Origin of the sequence: Pseudomonas sp. RIT778 (assembly GCF_019718735.1) — a bacterium.
GTDB lineage: Bacteria > Pseudomonadota > Gammaproteobacteria > Pseudomonadales > Pseudomonadaceae > Aquipseudomonas > Aquipseudomonas aphyarum.
In genome coordinates this window covers 26,110-45,034 of the sequence record NZ_JAIHBA010000001.1, presented here as the reverse complement: position 1 = coordinate 45,034, position 18,925 = coordinate 26,110, and the positions used below count along the sequence as shown (strand labels likewise).

Below are 18,925 nucleotides of genomic sequence, written 5' to 3'. Positions count from 1 at the left end.
TAAGGAGCCTCGGCCCGGCTTTTAACCGCAATCGGCCAATTGCAGGGAAGATTAGGTCATGCATCGGTTTTACGGGATGTTGCGGCACCCTTGAGTGCCAAACCGGTCACAAGTTTGCGACCGATGGCTCAAGGCACCCCTGGCGCCGCCGATAACCTGCTGACAGGAGACCCTTCATATGCTGCCACCGATGCTCCCCCTGAGCGCCGTGCCGATCACCTCCCAGCAGGATCCGATCCGCCAGCGACCGGATATTCCCCCTGTGGTGCCGGTGCAGGAAAGCTCCAACGAAAGCACCATCGACCTGCAAAAGCGCGATCCGGAAGAGGACGGTTATCTGCTGCGCGAAGAGCAGCGCCGTCAGCAGGAACGCGATCGCCGTCGCCGTGAAGCCGACGATGACCCGGAAGCACACCTCGCCGTGCCCGGCACCGAACTGAACGCCGACAACACCGTGCCGGTGGCGCCGTTGATGGAAGATCAGCCGCGTCAGGGGCTTTGGGTCGATATCGAAATCTGAGGCCGGGCGGCCAGCTCCGTCAGGTTTTCCAGCAGCACGTCGATCTCTTCTTGCGTGTTCAAGTAGCTCACCGCCACCCGTGCAATATTCGTCAGCCCGCGCGCCTGCATGTCCAGCGGCGTGTAGGCCACGCCATTGGCGCCGATGTTGATTCGTCGTTCGGCCAACGTCTGCTTGAGCGCCACGCTGTCCCAGCCTTCGAGCGTGAAGGCGATCAGCCCGGATTGTTGATTCGCCGTTCCGAGATCCCGCAGCGTCAGGCCGGGAATCGCCTTCAGGCGTTGGCGCAATCCGCTGCTCAGTTGTTCGATGCGCTGGCGGACGGGGATCGCGCCGAGGCGGTTGTACTCTTCCAGCGCATTGGCCAGCCCGGCCAGCAGTGCCAGTGACACTTCACTGGTTTCAAAGCGGCACGCGTCGTCGCGCAAGGTGAAGCGCTTGCCGTCCCATGGCGCCGACAAAACATCGCGTTGCACGGGGAGCAACCGTTGCAAAAATTGCGGCCGGATGTACATCAGCGCCGTGCCGCGCGGCCCGCGCAGGAACTTGCGCCCGGCACCCTTGAGCACGTCGCACTGCAAGTCTTGAACATCGCAAGGCAACTGGCCCAGCGCCTGACCGGCGTCGATGAAATAAGGGATGCCGTGGCGCCGCGCCACACTGCCGATCTGCGCGGCGGGGTTGATCAGGCCGCCGTTGGCCGGCAGCCAGGTCAGGGCGATCAGGCGTACCTGGCTGTCGATCATCTGCGCCAAGGCTTGCGGGTCGACCGCGCCATGGGCGTCACAAGGAATCACTTCGAGCCGCGCGCCGGCCTTCACCGCTTCGGCGATGCACGCCAGATTGCCGGCCCATTCATGGCGCCCCACCAGAATCCGCTCGCCGGGCTGCCACGGCCCCAGCGCGTTGAACGCCTGGCTCCAGGCCGCCGAGCCGCTGCTGGCGAAGGCTATGTCCTCGGGCTGGGCGTTGAACAAGGTGGCGGCCGCGATGCGCGCGCGTTCCTGTACCCGGTTGTTCGCCACTTCCATCGGCCCGCCGAGCGCTTCGCGTTGCAACTGTTCGATCACCGCGTCGAGGGTCGCCTGACTCGGCAACGAGGCGCCGGCGTGGTTGAAGTGGACCACCTGAGCGCAGCCGGGCGTGGCGGCGCGCAGGCGCGAGAGGTCGTCGATGTTCACGGTTTGAGCTCGAAGATCGCGTCGATTTCCACCGCGACGCCGGCCGGCAGGCTCGCCACACCGACCGCGGTGCGCACGTGCCGGCCCTTGTCGCCGAGGGCGTTGACCAGCAGGTTCGAGGCGCCGTTGGCGACGACGCCCTGAGCCTTGAAGTCCGGTGTGGCGGCCACGAAAACCCCGAGGCGCAGGATGCGCACCAGTTTCGACAGGTCATCGCCCAGCGCATGGCTCAACTGGGCGAGCAGGCCCAAGGCAGCCAGTTCGGCGGCGTTGGCCCCTTCTTCGTCGGAGATCGCTTCGCCCAATCGCCCGATGAACGCAGGTTTTCCGTCGAGTAATGGAATCTGCCCGGAGATGAACAACTGATTCTGGCTGACCACATGGTTGACGTAATTGGCGATCGGCTGGCTCGGTTCGGGCAGGCGCAGGCCGAGTTGTTGAACGCGTTGGCTGAGGCAATCGGTCATGGGAAGTCCTCCTGAGTGAGGGCTTCAGCATGTTGATGCGGGCGAAGGGCGACAAACGGATAGATTTAATCCGACGCATCCAAAAAACTCATGCGTTCGCGGTTTCCTCCAGCCACTCGCAGAAACTTTGCGTCGCCGGCGTGGACGGGCGTTGCGGGGTGACCAGCCAATAACCGATCTCGCCGAGCATTGGCGGCGTGTTGAAGGCCGGCACCAGCGCGCCTTCCTTGATCCGCCGTTCGATCATTCGCTGGCGACCCATGGCAATGCCCTGACCGGCGACGGCCGCTTCGACGACGATGTTGTAGTCGTGCAGCATGACGCTGGGCACATGAGCCAGATTGATGCCGCTGTGTTGCTGCCAGTCGATCCATTCGAACGGCTGGTGCGACTTGGCCATCAGCAAGGGGCCGTTGGTCACGCCTTTGGCCTTGAAGGCCGGGCTGCAGACTGGCGTCAGGGTTTCGCCCATGAACCGGCGGGCCTGGACTTTCGGCCAGCCGCCCTTGCCGTAGCGGATCGCCAGATCCACCTCGCCGGCGTCGACATCGGCCAGTTGCACGGCGGGCAGCAGCTCGACATGGATGTTCGGGTATTTCGCGTTGAAATCCGCCAGACGCGGCGCCAGCCATAAAGTGGCGAAAGAGGCGAGCAGACCGATGCGCAGGGTGGTGGGGCGCTCGCCGCGCAGGTCGTGGGTGGCGGCGGCAATCGCGGCAAGGGCCGGTTCGATCTGCCGGTAGTAATGTTCGCCGGCGGGTGTCAGATCGATCGCCCGGGTGCGGCGCACGAACAATCGCTGATCGAGGAATTCTTCGAGTTTGTGCACCTGATGGCTGATCGCGCTTTGGGTCACCGACAGCTCATCGGCAGCCTTGATGAAACTCAAATGGCGGGCCACGGCCTCAAAGGCGCGCAAGGCCATCAGCGGTGGCAGATCCTGATGCAGGGGCACGGCGCAGATCCTTCGGGTTCAGGGCGAGGCGCCGATTGTGCGGGCAAATCCGGTGGGCGGTACATGAATTGTTGTAGCGCGTTTAGGTGAGTGGCTGGTCAGCGCCTGCGTCAGGCCGCATTATTGGCGCAGTCCTGTCGGTGATCCGGCAGTTGTGATTCAGTCCAAGCGATGCACCGAACGCCATGAGCCAAGACGACAAGCTGATCGACCTCAACACCGAACGCGCCAAGCGGGTTCATGACCTCAACGAGAAGCGCCTGAATGAAGTTCGCCAGGCTTTCGAGCAGGCCATGCCTTTGGGTAAACCGAAGAAAAAGCCGAAAAACAAACCGAAAAAGCGTTGATCTCCCCTGCATCCGTTGATGCAGGTCAGTTATTTCCCTTCCTTTCCTCCCCATGGTGACCGGCATTGATCCCGGTCAATTCCTGCGCCTGCCTGATTGGTTAACTTAGCTCCATCGCAGCAGAGCAGGGGCCAGGAGGCCAGTCATGTTTTTCGATAACGTGGTGTTTGCCGGGGTCCTGACTGTGGGGCTGATGGTTCTGTTTTTTGCAGGGTTTGGATTTTTTATCTGGAAGGATGCGAATAAGCGCAAGAAGCCTTGATTCTTCCGGGTTTGATGAGCACGCAAGGCATTTTGGGCAACTTCGGTTGCCCTTTTTTTTGTGTCTTGGCGGCCTTTTGGCCGACCATGCTTTGGGTGTTTTTTGTGAATATCCGTTTTTGTGGGTGTTGCCGCTTATGGTTCCGCCCTTACGGCGGGTCACTTTGGCAAACGCCCCAAAGTAACCAAAAGGCTTGGCCCCTGCGTTCGGCGCCTCGCTTAGGCTCGGTGTTCCTTCGTTCCGGGATTCATCCGGGGGCATCGCCTCCGGTTTGCTTCGCTGCACCTCCTCTCGATGTGTTCGACTTCGTCGAACGGCGCTACGCGCCCACCCCCGGATAAATCCCTCCACTCAGCCTTCCGATGGGGCCGGCACGTCAAGAGCGGTACTCGAGCTAACGCTCATCGTGGTGAGTGGTGGGAAGCGGAAGCTAACAGCTTGATCGTTCCCACGCTCTGCGTGGGAATGCAGCCCGGGACGCTCCGCGTCCCATTTCTGAAGGCAACAAAAAAGGCGTGATCCTTTCGAATCACGCCTTTTTCATTTCAGCGGTCTATCAGCTACCCAGCGCTTTCGATGCCAGCCAGAACAGGCCGGCCGACAGGGCCACGGTGGCTGGCAGGGTCAGGACCCAGGCCAGCAGGATGGTTTTCACCGTGCCGCCTTGCAGGCCGCTTTTGTTGGCGACCATGGTGCCGGCCACGCCCGAGGAGAGGACGTGGGTGGTGGACACCGGCAGGCTGAAGATGTTGGCCATGCCGATCAGGCTGGCGGTGGTGATCTGGGCCGACATGCCTTGCGAGTAGGTCATGCCTTGTTTGCCGATCTTCTCGCCGATGGTCAGTACCACGCGTTTCCAACCAACCATGGTGCCCAGGCCCAGGGCCAGGGCGACCGCCAGAATTACCCAGAACGGGGCGTATTCGGTGGTGGTGGTCAGGTCTTTGCGCAGTTTGTCCAGGTCAGCCTTTTCACGCGGTGCCAGGCCTGGCAGTTTGCTGACTTTCTTCGCGGTGTCGTCCAGGCAGAGCAGGTAGCGACGCACTTCGATTCGGCTTTCCGAGGACAGCGAGTGGTAGTCCGCTACACCTTTGAGGGTGTCGAGCAGGGCGGCGATGGTCGGTTCGGTCTGTTGCGGGTTGCAACGGAATTTCTCCGGCAGGTCGCCTTCCACGCTTTTGCCCAGGGCCAGGAATTCGCCCAGGGTGTCGGCGTTGCGCTTGTAGAACTGGCTCAGATGCAGGGTCGCATCGCGAGTACGTTCGATCTGGTAGGTGGTGCTGTTCAGGTCGAGTACGAACTGCGCAGGCACGATACCGATCAGTACCAGCATGATCAGGCCGATACCTTTCTGGCCGTCATTGGAGCCGTGCACGAAGCTTACGGCCATGGCCGAGATCACCAGTACCAGGCGGTTCCAGAACGGTGGGTGCTTCTTGTCGTCGATCTTGCGGCGCTGTTCCGGCGTCTTGTGCATCTTCGACAGCGGGCGCCACCACTTCAGGCCGATCAGCACCAGCGCGGCGATCAGGAAGCCGGCCATCGGCGAGAACACCAGCGAGGCGCCGATATCGATCGCTTTCTGCCAGTTGACGCCGTCAGCCAGTGGAATTTCGTTGATCAGGGCGTTGGCCAGGCCGACACCGAGGATCGAACCGATCAGCGTGTGCGAACTGGAGGCCGGGATACCGAAGTACCAGGTGCCCAGGTTCCAGGCGATCGCGGCGGCGAGCAGCGAGAACACCATTGCCAGACCATGGCCGGTGTTCACGTTGATCAACAGTTCTACCGGCAGCAGGTGCACGATGGCATACGCCACGCCAACGCCGCCCAGCAATACGCCGAGGAAGTTGAACACGCCCGAGAAGAACACCGCCAGGTGAGGCGGCATCGCTTTGGTGTAGATAACAGTGGCTACCGCGTTAGCGGTGTCATGAAATCCATTGATGAACTCGAAGGCGAGGACAAATGTCAGGGCGAGCAGGAGGCTCACAAGCACCCAGGCATCCAGTCCGCTGAATAAATCGATCATGAAGGTTTTCTGACCCGGTCATAAGGGGGCGCGATTATGCCAGAAAAGACTGGAAATCGATCCCCTACCTGCTCATCGGTAAGCGTCTTCGCCAAATTAATTTGTATCAAGGTGCATTACCCAAGCTTTTTACAGGGTTTTGCAAGGTGTTGATTCAATTGAGAAAAATGTGATGCGCCGGCGGATTGGCCGGTTGTCGGGAGGGGGCTGAAACTTGTATGAAATATCTGAGAAACGCGTCTGACATGCTCCAGACCTGTGCAATACAGGGGAGTTGGCCGCTGCCCGCGGGTAGCGGGCGCGCAAGGCATCGTCAGTCCACCGTGCTTGTAGCCCGGTGAGTACGCTTACCCTCGAAAGTCTCAAAGGAAGGCATCAAGGCTCTTCGGCTTTGAGTTCCTCTTCCATTTTTTTCAGTTCTTGCTGGAAGACCTGATCCTGAACGGTAGGGCGTTTACGCCAGGCTTTGCGTTCTGGTTCGGGCTGGGCGGCGTAGGTGGTGACTTCCCCGCCGTAAACTTCCTTGTAACGTTGTTCCTGGCGCTCAAGTTCCGCGCGCAGTTCGTCTTTCGTCACAGTGCTACCTGTATGAGTTGAGATAAATGTCTGGTGAACGCACTGCAACGAATCATTTAACCGGTTCACCAACAAGCGCTCGCCCGGACAGGCAGCGGTGTTGTCGGGAAGACGGTCAGGACTTCCATGTTGCAGGCGGCTACGGCACCAGATTAAAACTGACGCAGCATCAGTTTCCTGTTTCAGCGAGCGCGCTGGCGGTGCATGAGTAATGAGCATCAGGCGCTGGCCGGGGCCGGCGGCGATGGACATCGCGCCAGCGGGTGGCACCGTCGGCAAATAAAAGCGCGGTGTCACTGAGGTGCATTATAGCGGCCGAATCGGGATTGACTATCTTTGCCAAGTTAAAAACGGTTCCGGATGTGTGATTGTTTTGTGACGTGCAACTTTCATCAATAGTTGCATCGTTGTTGCGCAGTGTTTGGTTTCTGGCGCCATTTAGTCGAACAACTAAGGCGCTTAAACCGCACCGGCGTTCCAAGTTCAAATCCGGCCTGCACAGCCCGGCCGAGGAGGCGAGGGCGATTGCGATTATCGGTCGACGGTTCGATAATCGCCCGGTGTTGGCGGTCTGTCGCTTGTGTATCCGCCGGCGAGCCGCTTGTATAGCCGTTGATCCGAACAAGAAAAAAAGGACCTGACATGAACGATCAAATGCGCAATTCCTTCACCTCGGTAGCGCCGCCGATCGTCGCTTCGCCGGCCAAGCGTATCCAGGCCCTGACCGGTGATCCGGATTTCATGACCTCCCTGGCCCGTGGCCTGGCGGTGGTGCAGGCGTTTCAGGAGCGCAAGCGCCACCTGACCATCGCCCAGATCAGCCATCGCACGGAAATTCCCCGCGCCGCCGTGCGCCGTTGCCTGCACACACTGATCAAGCTCGGCTACGCCACCACCGACGGGCGCACTTATTCGCTTCTGCCCAAAGTGCTGACCCTCGGTCACGCCTATCTGTCTTCGACGCCGCTGGCGGTCTCGGCCCAGCCGTACCTCGACCGCATGAGCGAGCAACTGCACGAGGCCTGCAACATGGCCACGCTGGAGGGCGACGACATTCTTTACATCGCCCGATCGGCCACCACTCAGCGTCTGATTTCGGTGGACCTCTCGGTGGGCGGGCGTTTGCCGGCGTACTGCACGTCCATGGGGCGGATCCTGCTGGCAGCGCTGGACGACACGTCGCTGCGCGAATATCTCGACCACGCCGAACTGGTCGCCAAGACCAGCCGCACCATCCACACCCCCGACGCCTTGCTCGAATGTTTGCAGGAAGTGCGGCAGCAGGGCTGGTGCATCGTCGATCAGGAACTGGAACAAGGGCTGCGTTCGATTGCCGTGCCGGTCTATGATGCTTCCGGCCAGGTGGTGGCCGCGCTCAACGTCAGCACCCACGCCGGTCGCGTCAGCCGCACCGAGCTTGAGCAGCGCTTTCTGCCGGGCCTGTTAAGCGCCAGTCGCGACCTCAGTGCGCAATTGTTTGCCTGATGAAGGTGTTCGATAAACGCACAGAGTTGCGTTTATCGAATTGACGCTAAAACCCCCGGATCATTAATGTCGCGGCAGCGTCATCCGGCGCGAATGTGAATGAGCCCGCCGGATTGTCGACTCCCATAATAATGACAAGAGGCAACTTCCCATGCGCACGTTCCCCGACTGTCGCCGCTCCCGTTCCTGTTGCCGGTATTAGCGCAACGCCTGATTCCTTCCTTATATAGTTGTGACCGTGCCGCTCTCTGGCCGGCCGCCGTTCGACTGCGTTTTCTTGCGTGGAATAAAAATAATGAACCAGCCTCAGTCCGCTGTAGGTCACTGCCTCGACGTGCAGTCCTTCATCAATGCCCAACCGATCTCGCGCTATCAATGGCGAGTGGTGATCCTGTGTTTCCTGATTGTGTTCCTCGATGGCCTCGACACCGCGGCCATGGGTTTTATCGCGCCGGCCCTGTCCCAGGACTGGGGCATCGACCGCGCCAGCCTTGGCCCGGTGATGAGTGCCGCGCTGATCGGCATGGTCTTCGGCGCGCTGGGCTCCGGGCCGTTGGCTGACCGCTTCGGGCGAAAAGTCGTACTGGTCGGCGCGGTTTTTCTGTTCGGTGCTTTCAGCCTGGCTTCGGCCTACGCCACCAACGTCGATCAACTGCTGGTGCTGCGTTTTCTCACCGGCCTGGGGCTGGGCGCCGGCATGCCGAATGCCACCACGCTGCTGTCGGAATACACCCCGGAGCGCAAGAAATCGCTTCTGGTGACCAGCATGTTCTGCGGCTTCAACCTCGGCATGGCCGGCGGTGGATTCATCTCGGCCAAGCTGATCCCTGCATTCGGCTGGCACAGTCTGCTGTTGATCGGCGGGATCCTGCCGCTGATCCTCACCGTGGTGTTGCTGCTCTGGCTGCCGGAATCGGCGCGTTATCTGGTGGTGCGCAATCGCGGCACCGACAAAGTGCGCAAGACCCTCGCGCCCATTGATCCAGCCACCGTCGCCCAAGCCGCGAGTTTCAGCGTGCCGGAACAGAAAACCGTAAAAGCGCGCAACGTGTTCGCGGTGATTTTCTCGGGCACCTACAGCGTCGGCACGTTGCTGCTGTGGCTGACCTACTTCATGGGCCTGGTGATCGTTTACCTGCTGACCAGCTGGCTGCCGACCCTGATGCGCGACAGCGGCGCGAGCATGGAGCAGGCGGCGTTTATCGGCGCGCTGTTCCAGTTCGGCGGGGTGTTGAGCGCGGTCGGCGTAGGCTGGGCGATGGACCGCTTCAATCCGCACAAGGTGATCGGCATTTTCTACCTGCTGGCCGGAGTGTTTGCCTACGCGGTGGGGCAGAGCCTGGGCAACATCACGCTGCTGGCGACGCTGGTGCTGGTGGCGGGCATGTGCGTCAACGGCGCGCAATCGGCGATGCCGTCGCTGGCAGCGCGGTTTTATCCGACGCAGGGCCGGGCGACCGGTGTCTCGTGGATGCTCGGGATCGGCCGGTTCGGCGCGATTCTCGGGGCGTGGATGGGCGCGACCCTGTTGGGCCTGGGGTGGAATTTCGAACAGGTGCTGACAGCGCTGGTGATCCCGGCCGGGCTGGCCACGGCAGCGGTGGTGATCAAGGGCCTGGTCAGTCACGCGGACGCGACCTGATATCCACGTCCATCACTCCCGCACGCGGTGCGGGAGTGATCATTAGGCAGATAACAATCTGTTCGATAAACGAACACTCAGTCGATTATCGGATTGTTTGGCGAAAATCAGCGGCTTAATCTTCAGTGACTCCGGCGCAGAACCTCGCGCCTTTTTATCACTGGCGATTCATTACAAAAACAGGAGCCCGCTCCATGGCTGAGATCCTTTCGCTGCACGACGCGGTGAAGCAATTCGTCAACGACGGCGACACCGTCGCGCTCGAAGGCTTCACTCACCTGATCCCTACGGCGGCGGGTCATGAAATCATTCGTCAGGGCAAGAAAGATCTGACCCTGGTGCGGATGACGCCTGACCTGATCTACGACCAACTGATCGGCGCCGGCTGTGCACGCAAGCTGATCTTCTCCTGGGGCGGCAACCCTGGCGTGGGTTCGCTGCACCGTCTGCGCGACGCGGTCGAGAAGCAATGGCCGCATGCGCTGGAAATCGAAGAACACAGTCACGCCGACCTGGCCAACGCCTACGTCGCCGGTGCCTCCGGCCTACCGTTCGCGGTACTGCGGGCCTACGCCGGTTCCGACCTGCCGAAGGTCAACCCGCTGATCAAATCCGTGACTTGCCCGTTCACCGGTGAAGTGCTGGCGGCGGTGCCGTCGGTGCGTCCGGACGTGACCGTGATCCACGCCCAGAAGGCTGACCGTCAAGGCAACGTGCTGCTGTGGGGCATCCTCGGTGTGCAGAAAGAAGCTGCACTGGCCGCCAAGCGTTGCATCGTCACCGTCGAAGAAATCGTCGACAACCTCAACGCCCCGATGAACGCCTGCGTGCTGCCGACCTGGGCCTTGAGCGCGGTCTGCCACGTACCCGGTGGCGCGCATCCCTCCTACGCCCACGGTTACACCGAGCGTGACAATCGCTTCTATCAGGCGTGGGATCCGATCGCCCGCGACCGTGAGACGTTTACCGCGTGGATCAACGAATACATCCATGGCTGCGCTGACTTCAGCGAGTTCCAGGCCAAGTTGGCCGCTGCTTCGGAGGCCAAGTAATGACTTACACCACCAATGAAATGATGACCGTCGCCGCGGCCCGTCGCCTGAAGAACGGCTCGGTGTGCTTCGTCGGCATCGGCCTGCCGTCGAAAGCCGCCAACCTGGCGCGCCTGACCTCGTCACCGGACGTGGTGCTGATCTACGAATCCGGCCCTATCGGCGCCAAACCCAGCGTGTTGCCACTGTCGATCGGTGATGGCGAACTGGCGGAAACCGCTGACACTGTCGTGCCGACCGGTGAAATTTTTCGCTACTGGTTGCAGGGCGGACGCATCGACGTCGGTTTCCTTGGCGCAGCCCAGGTCGACCGTTTCGGCAACATCAACACCACCGTGGTCGGCGACTATCACCAGCCGAAAGTACGCCTGCCCGGTGCCGGTGGCGCGCCGGAAATTGCCGGCTCCGCTAAAAGCGTGCTGATCATCCTTAAACAGTCGGCACGTTCGTTTGTCGACAAGCTCGATTTCATTACTTCGGTCGGACATGGCGAGGGCGGCGATTCGCGCAAACGTCTGGGCCTGCCGGGCGCCGGGCCGGTCGGGATCATCACCGACCTGTGCATCATGGAGCCGGAAGAGAGCACCCACGAATTCGTGGTCACCGCACTGCACCCGGGCGTGACCCGCGAGCAAGTGGTCGCCGCCACCGGTTGGGCGATCCGTTTTGCCGACAGCGTCGCCACCACTGCCGAACCGACCGAGGTCGAGCTGACCGCCCTGCGCGATCTCGAAGCCCGTACCGCAGCGGCCCACGGCCAGGCACCGGGAGAAGCATGATGCGCGACGTTTATATCTGCGATGCGATTCGTACCCCCATCGGCCGTTTCGGTGGCGGTCTGGCTGCTGTTCGCGCTGACGATCTGGCCGCTGTGCCGATCAAGGCCTTGATGGAGCGCAATCCGTCGGTGGACTGGAGCGCCATCGACGAAGTATTTCTCGGCTGCGCCAACCAGGCCGGCGAAGACAACCGCAACGTCGCGCGCATGGCGCTGTTGCTGGCCGGTCTGCCGGAGAGCGTTCCGGGCGTCACCCTCAATCGCCTCTGCGCGTCGGGCATGGACGCCATCGGCACGGCGTTCCGCGCCATTGCCAGCGGCGAAATGGAGCTGGCGATTGCCGGCGGCGTCGAGTCGATGTCCCGCGCGCCGTTCGTGATGGGCAAGGCGGATGCGGCGTTCTCGCGCAACATGAAGCTGGAAGACACCACCATCGGCTGGCGTTTCATCAACCCGTTGATGAAGGCCCAGTACGGCGTCGACGCGATGCCGCAGACCGCTGACAACGTCGCCGACGACTACGAAGTTTCCCGCGAGGATCAGGACGCTTTCGCCCTGCGCAGTCAGCAACGTACTGCCGCGGCCCAGGCTGCCGGCTACTTCGCCGAGGAAATCGTTGAAGTGCGGATCGCCCACAAGAAGGGCGAAACCGTGGTCAGCCAGGACGAACACCCACGCGCCGACACCACGCTTGAAGCCCTGACTAAACTGAAACCGGTCAACGGCCCGGACAAGACCGTCACCGCCGGCAACGCTTCAGGCGTCAACGATGGTGCCGCCGCGCTGATTCTGGCCTCGGCCGAAGCGGTGAAAAAACACGGCCTGACCGCCCGCGCCAAAGTGCTCGGGATGGCCAGTGCCGGTGTTGCGCCACGGGTGATGGGCATCGGCCCGGTGCCGGCGGTGCGCAAACTCACCGAACGTCTCGGCGTGGCGGTCAGCGATTTCGATGTGATCGAACTCAACGAAGCCTTCGCCAGCCAGGGGCTGGCGGTGCTGCGCGAACTGGGGCTGGCGGACGACGCGGCCCAGGTCAACCCGAACGGTGGCGCGATTGCACTCGGTCATCCGTTGGGCATGAGCGGCGCGCGGCTGGTGCTGACCGCCCTGCATCAGCTGGAAAAGACCGGTGGCAAGAAAGGTCTGGCGACCATGTGCGTCGGTGTTGGCCAGGGTCTGGCCCTGGCCATCGAACGCGTCTGACGCAAGCCGTGACGAACAAGAACAGAGGAAAGCGAAATGACTGACAAGCCTGGTTACCGCCGCCCGCAGGAAGGCACCCAGCCGCCGTACCTGCACCCGAATTATCAATCCACCAATCTGCGCTCGCCGTCCAAGCCGTTGGTGTTTCTGCCGCATTCGCTGTCGGAAATCACCGGCCCGACCATCGGCGCCGAGCGTGTGGCCGACACCGATAACGATCTGACCGCCCAGCATCAGGGTGAACCGCTCGGCGAGCGGATCATCATTCACGGGCGTGTGTTCGACGAAGACGGTCTGCCGGTGCCGGGGATTCTGGTGGAGATCTGGCAGGCCAACGCCGCCGGTCGCTACAACCACGCTCGCGACCTGCATGACGCACCGCTGGACCCGAACTTCACCGGCACCGGCCGCACCGTGACCGACGCCGACGGCTGGTATCAGTTCCAGACCATCAAGCCCGGCGCCTATCCGTGGGGCAACCATCACAACGCCTGGCGCCCGGCCCACGTGCACTTCTCGCTGTTCGGGCCGAGCATCCTGACGCGCCTGGTTACGCAAATGTATTTCCCGGGCGACCCGCTGCTGCCGTACGACCCGATCTACAACTGCGTGCCGGACACCTCGGCCAAGGAACGCCTGATCGCCGCTTTCGATCTGGAAAAAACCATTCCGTCCTACGCCCTCGCTTATCGCTGGGACATCGTGCTGCGCGGCCGCGAAGCCACGCCGATGGAGAAATGAGATGACCCTGACTGCGACCACGTCCCACACCGTCGGGCCGTATTACCACATCGGCCTGACCTGGCTGAACCGTGAAAACCTCGCCAACGAACTGACCCTCGGCCAGCGCGTGGCGATCAGCGGGCAAGTGGTGGATGGCAACGGCGATGTCGTCAACGACGCCATGCTCGAAGTCTGGCAGGCCAACGCCGCCGGCAAATACGATCACCCGGAAGACGAGCAGGCCAAACCGCTCGACCCGAATTTCGAAGGCTTTGGCCGGGTGCCGGTGGACGCCGAAGGGCGCTTCCGTTTCACCACCATCAAGCCGGGCACGGTCGAAGGCCTGAAGGGCTCGACCCAGGCGCCGCATCTGGTGGTGCTGGTGTTCGCGCGCGGTCTGGTGAAGCACTTGCTGACGCGGATCTACTTCGAATGCGATCCGGCGAACGTCAATGACCCGCTGCTCGAATGCGTACCGGCCGAGCGCCGCACCACGTTGCTGGCGAAGCCGGATGCGGCGGGGGTTTATCAGTGGAATGTGATTCTGCAGGGCACTGATGCGGAAACCGTGTTCTTCGATTATTGAAAGAACACCGATCGTTCCCGCGCAGAGTAGTGATCGTTCCCACGCTCCGCGTGGGAATGCATACCGTGACGCTCCGCGTCACAGTGGACGCAGAGCGTCCATGGCGGCATTCCCACGCAGAGCGTGGGAACGATCTGAGGTCCGTGTTGCTGATCCAATGTGGAACGGGACTGTTGCAAAGTGTGTCTAGACTCTCACTGTCCCTATCGAGTGAAAAACAATGACAACCCTCACCTCCCATTACACCGGTGAAGAGCGCAGCAAGCGCATCTTCGCCATTGTCGGCGCGTCGTCCGGCAACCTCGTCGAATGGTTCGACTTCTACGTCTACGCCTTCTGCGCGATCTATTTCGCCCCGGCGTTCTTCCCCTCCGACAACCCCACGGTGCAGCTGGTCAACACGGCAGGCGTTTTCGCCGCCGGGTTCCTGATGCGACCGATCGGCGGCTGGATTTTCGGCCGGGTGGCGGACAAGCACGGGCGCAAGAACTCGATGCTGATCTCGATCCTGATGATGTGCTTCGGCTCGTTGCTGATCGCCTGTCTGCCGACCTACAAGGACATCGGCGTCTGGGCGCCGCTGCTGCTGTTGTTCGCGCGCTTGCTGCAAGGCTTGTCGGTGGGCGGTGAGTATGGCACCACCGCGACCTACATGAGCGAGGTCGCGCTCAAGGGCCAGCGCGGGTTCTTCGCCTCGTTCCAGTACGTGACCCTGATCGGCGGGCAACTGCTGGCGGTGCTGCTGGTGGTGATCCTGCAACAGTTCCTCACCGAAGAAGAGTTGCGTGCCTACGGCTGGCGGATTCCGTTCGTGGTCGGTGCGGCCGCCGCGCTGATTTCGCTGTTCCTGCGCCGTTCGCTGAAAGAAACCACCAGCAAGGAAATGCGCGAGAACAAGGACGCCGGCAGCATCCGCGCACTGTTCCGCGATCACAAGGCTGCGTTCATCACCGTGCTCGGCTATACCGCCGGCGGCTCGCTGATTTTCTACACCTTCACCACGTACATGCAGAAGTACCTGGTGAACACCGCCGGCATGCACGCCAAGACCGCCAGCTACATCATGACCGGCGCGCTGTTCCTGTACATGTGCATGCAGCCGCTGTTCGGCATGCTCGCCGACAAGATCGGCCGGCGTAACTCGATGCTCTGGTTCGGCGGCCTCGGCACGCTGTTCACAGTGCCGATCCTGCTCAGCCTGAAAAGTGTCGGTAGCCCGTTCCTGGCCTTTGTGCTGATCACCGTGGCGCTGGCGATCGTCAGTTTCTACACCTCGATCAGCGGTCTGGTGAAAGCCGAGATGTTCCCGCCGGAAGTCCGCGCCCTCGGCGTTGGTCTGGCGTATGCGGTGGCCAACGCGATCTTCGGTGGTTCGGCAGAATACGTCGCCCTGAGCCTGAAGGCCGGCGGGATGGAAAACGCGTTCTACTGGTATGTCACGATCATGATGGCCGTGGCGTTCCTGTTCAGCCTGCGCCTGCCCAAAGAAGCGAAGTATTTGCACCACGACCTTTAAAACCGATGCGCGCGGGCCACACCGGCCCGCGCCGGCAAGGACTGTTTATGACTCAGCGACCGGGCAATCAATTGTTCGATGCCTACTTTACTGCCCGCGATATGCGCGACGTGTTCTGCGATCAGGGCCGGGTGCAGGCGATGCTCGACTTCGAAGCGGCGCTGGCCCGGGCCGAAGCGCGGGTCGGGTTGATTCCGAAGAGTGCTGTCGCGTCGATCGAAAACGCCTGTCGCGCGGGGCTGTTTGATTTCGCAGCATTGGGCGAGGCGATTGCCACGGCCGGCAATTCGGCGATTCCGCTGGTCAAGGCGTTGGGCAAACAGATCGCCGCGACCGATGCCGAAGCCGAGCGCTACGTGCATCTGGGCGCCACCAGTCAGGACGTAATGGATTCCGGGCTGGTGCTGCAATTGCGTCAGGCGCTGGCGTTGATTGAAGGGGAACTGGCGCAACTGGCCGACGCCTTTGCCATTCAGGCACAGCGCCACGCCGCCACACCGCTGGCGGGAAGAACCTGGCTGCAACATGCGACGCCGGTGACGCTCGGCATGAAGATCGCCGGTTGGCTCGGCGCAATCACTCGCAGCCGTCAGCGTCTGCGCGAGCTCAAGCCGCGACTGCTGGTGCTGCAATTCGGCGGCGCTTCCGGCACCCTCGCGGCACTTGGCGAACATGCATTGCCGATTGCCCGGGCGCTGGCCGAAGAACTGCAACTGACCCTGCCGGAACAACCGTGGCACACCCAGCGTGATCGCATCGTCGAGTTCGGCGCGGCGCTCGGCCTGATCGCCGGCAGCCTCGGCAAATTCGGTCGCGACATCAGCCTGTTGATGCAGACCGAAGCGGCGGAAGTGTTCGAACCGTCGGCGCCGGGCAAGGGCGGTTCCTCGACCATGCCGCACAAGCGCAATCCGGTGGGCGCCGCGGTGTTGATCGGCGCCGCCACCCGCGTGCCGGGGCTGGTCTCGACACTGTTCAGCGCCATGCCCCAGGAACACGAACGCAGCCTCGGTTTGTGGCACGCCGAATGGGAAACCCTGCCGGACATCTGCTGCCTGGTGTCGGGTGCGCTGCAACAGGCGCGGTTGCTGGCCGACGGTCTGGAGGTTGATGCCGCACGTATGGCCCGTAACCTGGAACTGACTCAAGGTCTGGTGCTGGCCGAAGCGGTGAGCATCGTGCTCGCGCAACGGGTCGGCCGCGACACTGCGCATCATTTGCTCGAACAATGCTGCAAACGAGCGGTGGCCGAACAGCGCCACTTGCGGGCGGTACTCGGTGACGAGCCGCAAGTGACCGCCGAACTGAGCGCAACCGAACTGGATCATCTGCTCGATCCCGCCCATTACCTCGGTCAGGCGCAGGTCTGGGTCGAGCGAGCGGTGGCCGAACACAACGCATTGTCTGACTGAAAGGAGAGGGCTGTGGCTTTCGTTCAACTCGCCGATGGCGAACTGCATTACACATTGGAAGGCCCGGCCGATGCGCCGGTGCTGGTGCTGTCGAACTCGCTGGGCACCGACCTGCATATGTGGGACGTGCAGATGCCGGCCTTCACCGAACACTTTCGCGTGCTGCGTTTTGATACGCGCGGGCACGGCCAGTCGCTGGTGACGCCGGGCCCTTACAGCATCGAGCAATTGGGTCGCGACGTGCTGGCGCTGCTGGATGCGCTGCACATCGAGCGCGCGCATTTCTGCGGTCTGTCGATGGGCGGCCTGATCGGCCAGTGGCTGGGGATCAACGCCGGCCAGCGTCTGAACAAACTGATCGTCTGCAATACCGCCGCAAAAATTGGCGACCCGTCAGTCTGGAACCCGCGCATCGAAACCGTGCTGCGCGACGGCCCGGCGGCGATGGTCGCGTTGCGCGATGCCTCGATTGCCCGCTGGTTTACCCCGGACTTTTCTGCCGCCAATCCGGCAGCCGCCAAGCAGATTACCGACATGCTGGCCGCGACCAATCCTGAAGGTTATGCCGCCAACTGCGCGGCGGTGCGCGATGCGGATTTCCGTGAGCAGTTGTCGTCGATCAAGGCGCCGCTGCTGGTGATCGCCGGTACCGAAGATGCGGTGACGCCACCGTCCGGCGGGCATTTCATTCAGGAGCATGTGCGCGGTGCCGAGTACGCCGAGTTTTATGCGGCGCACCTTTCCAACGTTCAGGCCGGCGACGCGTTCAGCGACCGCGTGCTGACCTTTTTGCTGGCCGATTGAGGGGATTTCCGTGGACGAGAAACAACGTTACGACGACGGCATGCAAGTGCGCCGCGCGGTGCTCGGCGATGCGCACGTCGATCGCAGCCTGACCACGCTGACCGAGTTCAATTCGGAATTCCAGGAGATGATCACCCGTCACGCCTGGGGCGACATCTGGACCCGCCCGGGCCTGCCACGCCACACCCGCAGCCTGATCACCATCGCCATGCTGATCGGCATGAACCGCGAAGGCGAACTCAAGTTGCATCTGCGGGCGGCGGCCAACAATGGCGTAAGCCGTGGCGAGATCAAGGAAGTGATCATGCAGAGCGCGATCTACTGCGGGATTCCGGCAGCCAATGCGACCTTTCATCTGGCCGAATCGGTGTGGGATGAGCTGGGTGTCGAATCCCGGGATTGACGGCGACTGAGCGGACGCCATCGCTAGCAGGCTAGCTCCCACAGTGAAATGCGGTCCATTGTGGGAGCTAGCCTGCTAGCGATGGCGGTATTTGCCGCGCCGATTCAAACCTTGGCGACAATGAAAATCCGCTTGAACGCAAACAACGTATGGCCGTTTTTTTCCTGCGGATAATGCGCGTGCACCCGCATCAGGTAGTGATAAATGAAGCGCGCCTGTTCCTCTGACGTCAGTCCCTGCATCACCGGCCGTAGCGCCGACACTTTTACCCAGTCATAAACCGGCGACTTGCCGCCAACGACCTGCAACTGCTCGGTTTCCCAAATATCCAGCGACTGGGTCAGGGGCGCGAGCAACCGGTAGTAATCCTCCAGCGACAACAACGGCCGCGCCGCCATGCGTTGACGCAATTGCGCAGTGCCGATGGGGCGACCGCAGGGTCCGGCATCGTCGAGGGTGTCGAGCATCAGCCGATACCACAGCGCATCGCGCCAGTCCGGCATATGCGCGGCCAGACAACCGCCGGGGTTGAGGTGTCGAAGCAGTCCCGGCAACAGCGTTTGATGGTCATCGATGAAATGCAGCACGGCCGCGGCGAACAGCAGGTCGGCCGGCTTGCGGGGTTTCCAGTGTTGCAGCTCGGCGTGTTGCCAGCGCGCCCTGATCGGCAGACAACGGGCGACCTGAAGCATGTCTTTCGAACTGTCGATGCCTTTGAGAAGCGCCCGGGGCCAGCGATTGGCCAGAACCTTCGTGGCAATCCCGGTGCCGCAACCGAGGTCATAAATGCGTTGAGGATTGTCCAGCTCGACGCGGCCGAGCAGTTCATCGACCGGTTGTTGCCTGAGACGGGAAAACTGCTCGTACGCCCTGGCATCCCAGTCTTTGTCGACGGGAGCGGGGTTGAGTCGGGTGATCATGAGGTCGTCCTCCGGTGATCAGCAGGGTCTTCCGATGACAACCTGGCCAAGTCCTGGGGAC

The 18,925-nt window shown here is 62.0% G+C and carries 20 protein-coding genes; 14 read left to right on the top strand and 6 right to left on the bottom strand.

Going from position 1 to position 18,925, the window contains the following annotated elements; genetic code table 11:
• Positions 1-178 precede the first annotated feature (178 nt).
• On the top strand, positions 179-520 hold the full coding sequence (locus K5E37_RS00205) for a hypothetical protein (RefSeq protein WP_007959194.1): 342 nt from the start codon (positions 179-181) through the stop codon (positions 518-520).
• Here K5E37_RS00205 and K5E37_RS00200 read toward each other — a convergent pair.
• The 3 genes from K5E37_RS00200 to K5E37_RS00190 all read right to left on the bottom strand — a co-directional run bounded on the left by K5E37_RS00200 (position 490) and on the right by K5E37_RS00190 (position 3,123).
• Positions 490-1,701 (bottom strand): aminotransferase class V-fold PLP-dependent enzyme, encoded by a 1,212-nt coding sequence (locus K5E37_RS00200; protein WP_221532860.1) that lies wholly within the window; start codon positions 1,699-1,701, stop codon positions 490-492. The genes K5E37_RS00205 and K5E37_RS00200 overlap by 31 nt on opposite strands.
• Positions 1,698-2,168, bottom strand: coding sequence for a RidA family protein (locus K5E37_RS00195; RefSeq protein WP_221532859.1), 471 nt, complete (start codon positions 2,166-2,168; stop codon positions 1,698-1,700). Before K5E37_RS00195 ends, K5E37_RS00200 begins: the two co-directional genes overlap by 4 nt.
• An 88-nt stretch (positions 2,169-2,256) precedes the next feature.
• Positions 2,257-3,123, bottom strand: a complete 867-nt coding sequence (locus K5E37_RS00190; RefSeq protein WP_221532858.1) for a LysR substrate-binding domain-containing protein — start codon at positions 3,121-3,123, stop codon at positions 2,257-2,259.
• A gap of 185 nt (positions 3,124-3,308) precedes the next feature.
• Between K5E37_RS00190 and K5E37_RS00185 the strand changes: the two genes are divergently transcribed.
• Positions 3,309-3,470 carry a hypothetical protein gene (locus K5E37_RS00185; RefSeq protein ID WP_007959203.1) on the top strand — a complete coding sequence of 54 codons (162 nt, stop codon included), beginning with the start codon at positions 3,309-3,311 and terminating at the stop codon, positions 3,468-3,470.
• A gap of 145 nt (positions 3,471-3,615) precedes the next feature.
• Entirely contained in the window at positions 3,616-3,732 is a 117-nt protein-coding gene (ccoM, locus tag K5E37_RS29540) for a cytochrome c oxidase subunit CcoM (RefSeq protein ID WP_007959205.1), read from the top strand.
• A gap of 556 nt (positions 3,733-4,288) precedes the next feature.
• Here the strand turns inward: ccoM and K5E37_RS00180 are convergent.
• The gene (locus tag K5E37_RS00180; RefSeq protein ID WP_007957824.1) at positions 4,289-5,764 is read right to left on the bottom strand and encodes an inorganic phosphate transporter; all 1,476 of its coding nucleotides are present in this window, start codon (positions 5,762-5,764) and stop codon (positions 4,289-4,291) included.
• 375 nt (positions 5,765-6,139) lie between these two features.
• A complete protein-coding gene (locus tag K5E37_RS00175; protein ID WP_007957826.1) occupies positions 6,140-6,340 on the bottom strand; it encodes a hypothetical protein in 201 nt (66 codons plus the stop codon).
• A 642-nt stretch (positions 6,341-6,982) separates the two neighbouring features.
• On the opposite strand from K5E37_RS00175, the gene pcaR reads away from it, so the two are divergent.
• From pcaR to pcaC, 11 genes are all read left to right on the top strand, one after another.
• Positions 6,983-7,825 carry a pca regulon transcriptional regulator PcaR gene (gene pcaR, locus K5E37_RS00170; protein ID WP_007917109.1) on the top strand — a complete coding sequence of 281 codons (843 nt, stop codon included), beginning with the start codon at positions 6,983-6,985 and terminating at the stop codon, positions 7,823-7,825.
• 295 nt (positions 7,826-8,120) lie between these two features.
• Positions 8,121-9,467, top strand: a complete 1,347-nt coding sequence (locus tag K5E37_RS00165; RefSeq protein ID WP_007957828.1) for an MFS transporter — start codon at positions 8,121-8,123, stop codon at positions 9,465-9,467.
• A 194-nt stretch (positions 9,468-9,661) separates the two neighbouring features.
• Positions 9,662-10,519, top strand: a complete 858-nt coding sequence (locus K5E37_RS00160; RefSeq protein ID WP_003222404.1) for a CoA transferase subunit A — start codon at positions 9,662-9,664, stop codon at positions 10,517-10,519.
• Complete coding sequence (locus tag K5E37_RS00155; RefSeq protein WP_221532857.1) at positions 10,519-11,298, top strand: CoA-transferase subunit beta; 780 nt, start codon at positions 10,519-10,521, stop codon at positions 11,296-11,298. The genes K5E37_RS00160 and K5E37_RS00155 overlap by 1 nt, the downstream gene beginning before the upstream one ends.
• Positions 11,295-12,500, top strand: coding sequence for a 3-oxoadipyl-CoA thiolase (gene pcaF, locus K5E37_RS00150; RefSeq protein ID WP_221532856.1), 1,206 nt, complete (start codon positions 11,295-11,297; stop codon positions 12,498-12,500). Before K5E37_RS00155 ends, pcaF begins: the two co-directional genes overlap by 4 nt.
• Before the next feature lie 36 nt (positions 12,501-12,536).
• The gene (gene pcaH, locus K5E37_RS00145; protein ID WP_221532855.1) at positions 12,537-13,241 is read left to right on the top strand and encodes a protocatechuate 3,4-dioxygenase subunit beta; all 705 of its coding nucleotides are present in this window, start codon (positions 12,537-12,539) and stop codon (positions 13,239-13,241) included.
• 1 nt (position 13,242) lies between these two features.
• Complete coding sequence (gene pcaG / locus K5E37_RS00140; RefSeq protein WP_221532854.1) at positions 13,243-13,809, top strand: protocatechuate 3,4-dioxygenase subunit alpha; 567 nt, start codon at positions 13,243-13,245, stop codon at positions 13,807-13,809.
• Between the two features lie 220 nt (positions 13,810-14,029).
• Entirely contained in the window at positions 14,030-15,325 is a 1,296-nt protein-coding gene (locus tag K5E37_RS00135; protein ID WP_085605407.1) for an MFS family transporter, read from the top strand.
• Between the two features lie 47 nt (positions 15,326-15,372).
• Positions 15,373-16,737, top strand: coding sequence for a 3-carboxy-cis,cis-muconate cycloisomerase (locus tag K5E37_RS00130; protein ID WP_221532853.1), 1,365 nt, complete (start codon positions 15,373-15,375; stop codon positions 16,735-16,737).
• Between the two features lie 12 nt (positions 16,738-16,749).
• Positions 16,750-17,541 carry a 3-oxoadipate enol-lactonase gene (gene pcaD / locus K5E37_RS00125; RefSeq protein WP_221532852.1) on the top strand — a complete coding sequence of 264 codons (792 nt, stop codon included), beginning with the start codon at positions 16,750-16,752 and terminating at the stop codon, positions 17,539-17,541.
• A gap of 10 nt (positions 17,542-17,551) precedes the next feature.
• A complete protein-coding gene (gene pcaC, locus K5E37_RS00120) occupies positions 17,552-17,944 on the top strand; it encodes a 4-carboxymuconolactone decarboxylase (protein WP_007957838.1) in 393 nt (130 codons plus the stop codon).
• Positions 17,945-18,048: 104 nt separating this feature from the next.
• Here the strand turns inward: pcaC and K5E37_RS00115 are convergent, their stop codons facing one another.
• Positions 18,049-18,864, bottom strand: coding sequence for a methyltransferase domain-containing protein (locus K5E37_RS00115; protein ID WP_221532851.1), 816 nt, complete (start codon positions 18,862-18,864; stop codon positions 18,049-18,051).
• Between the last annotated feature and the right edge of the window lie 61 nt (positions 18,865-18,925).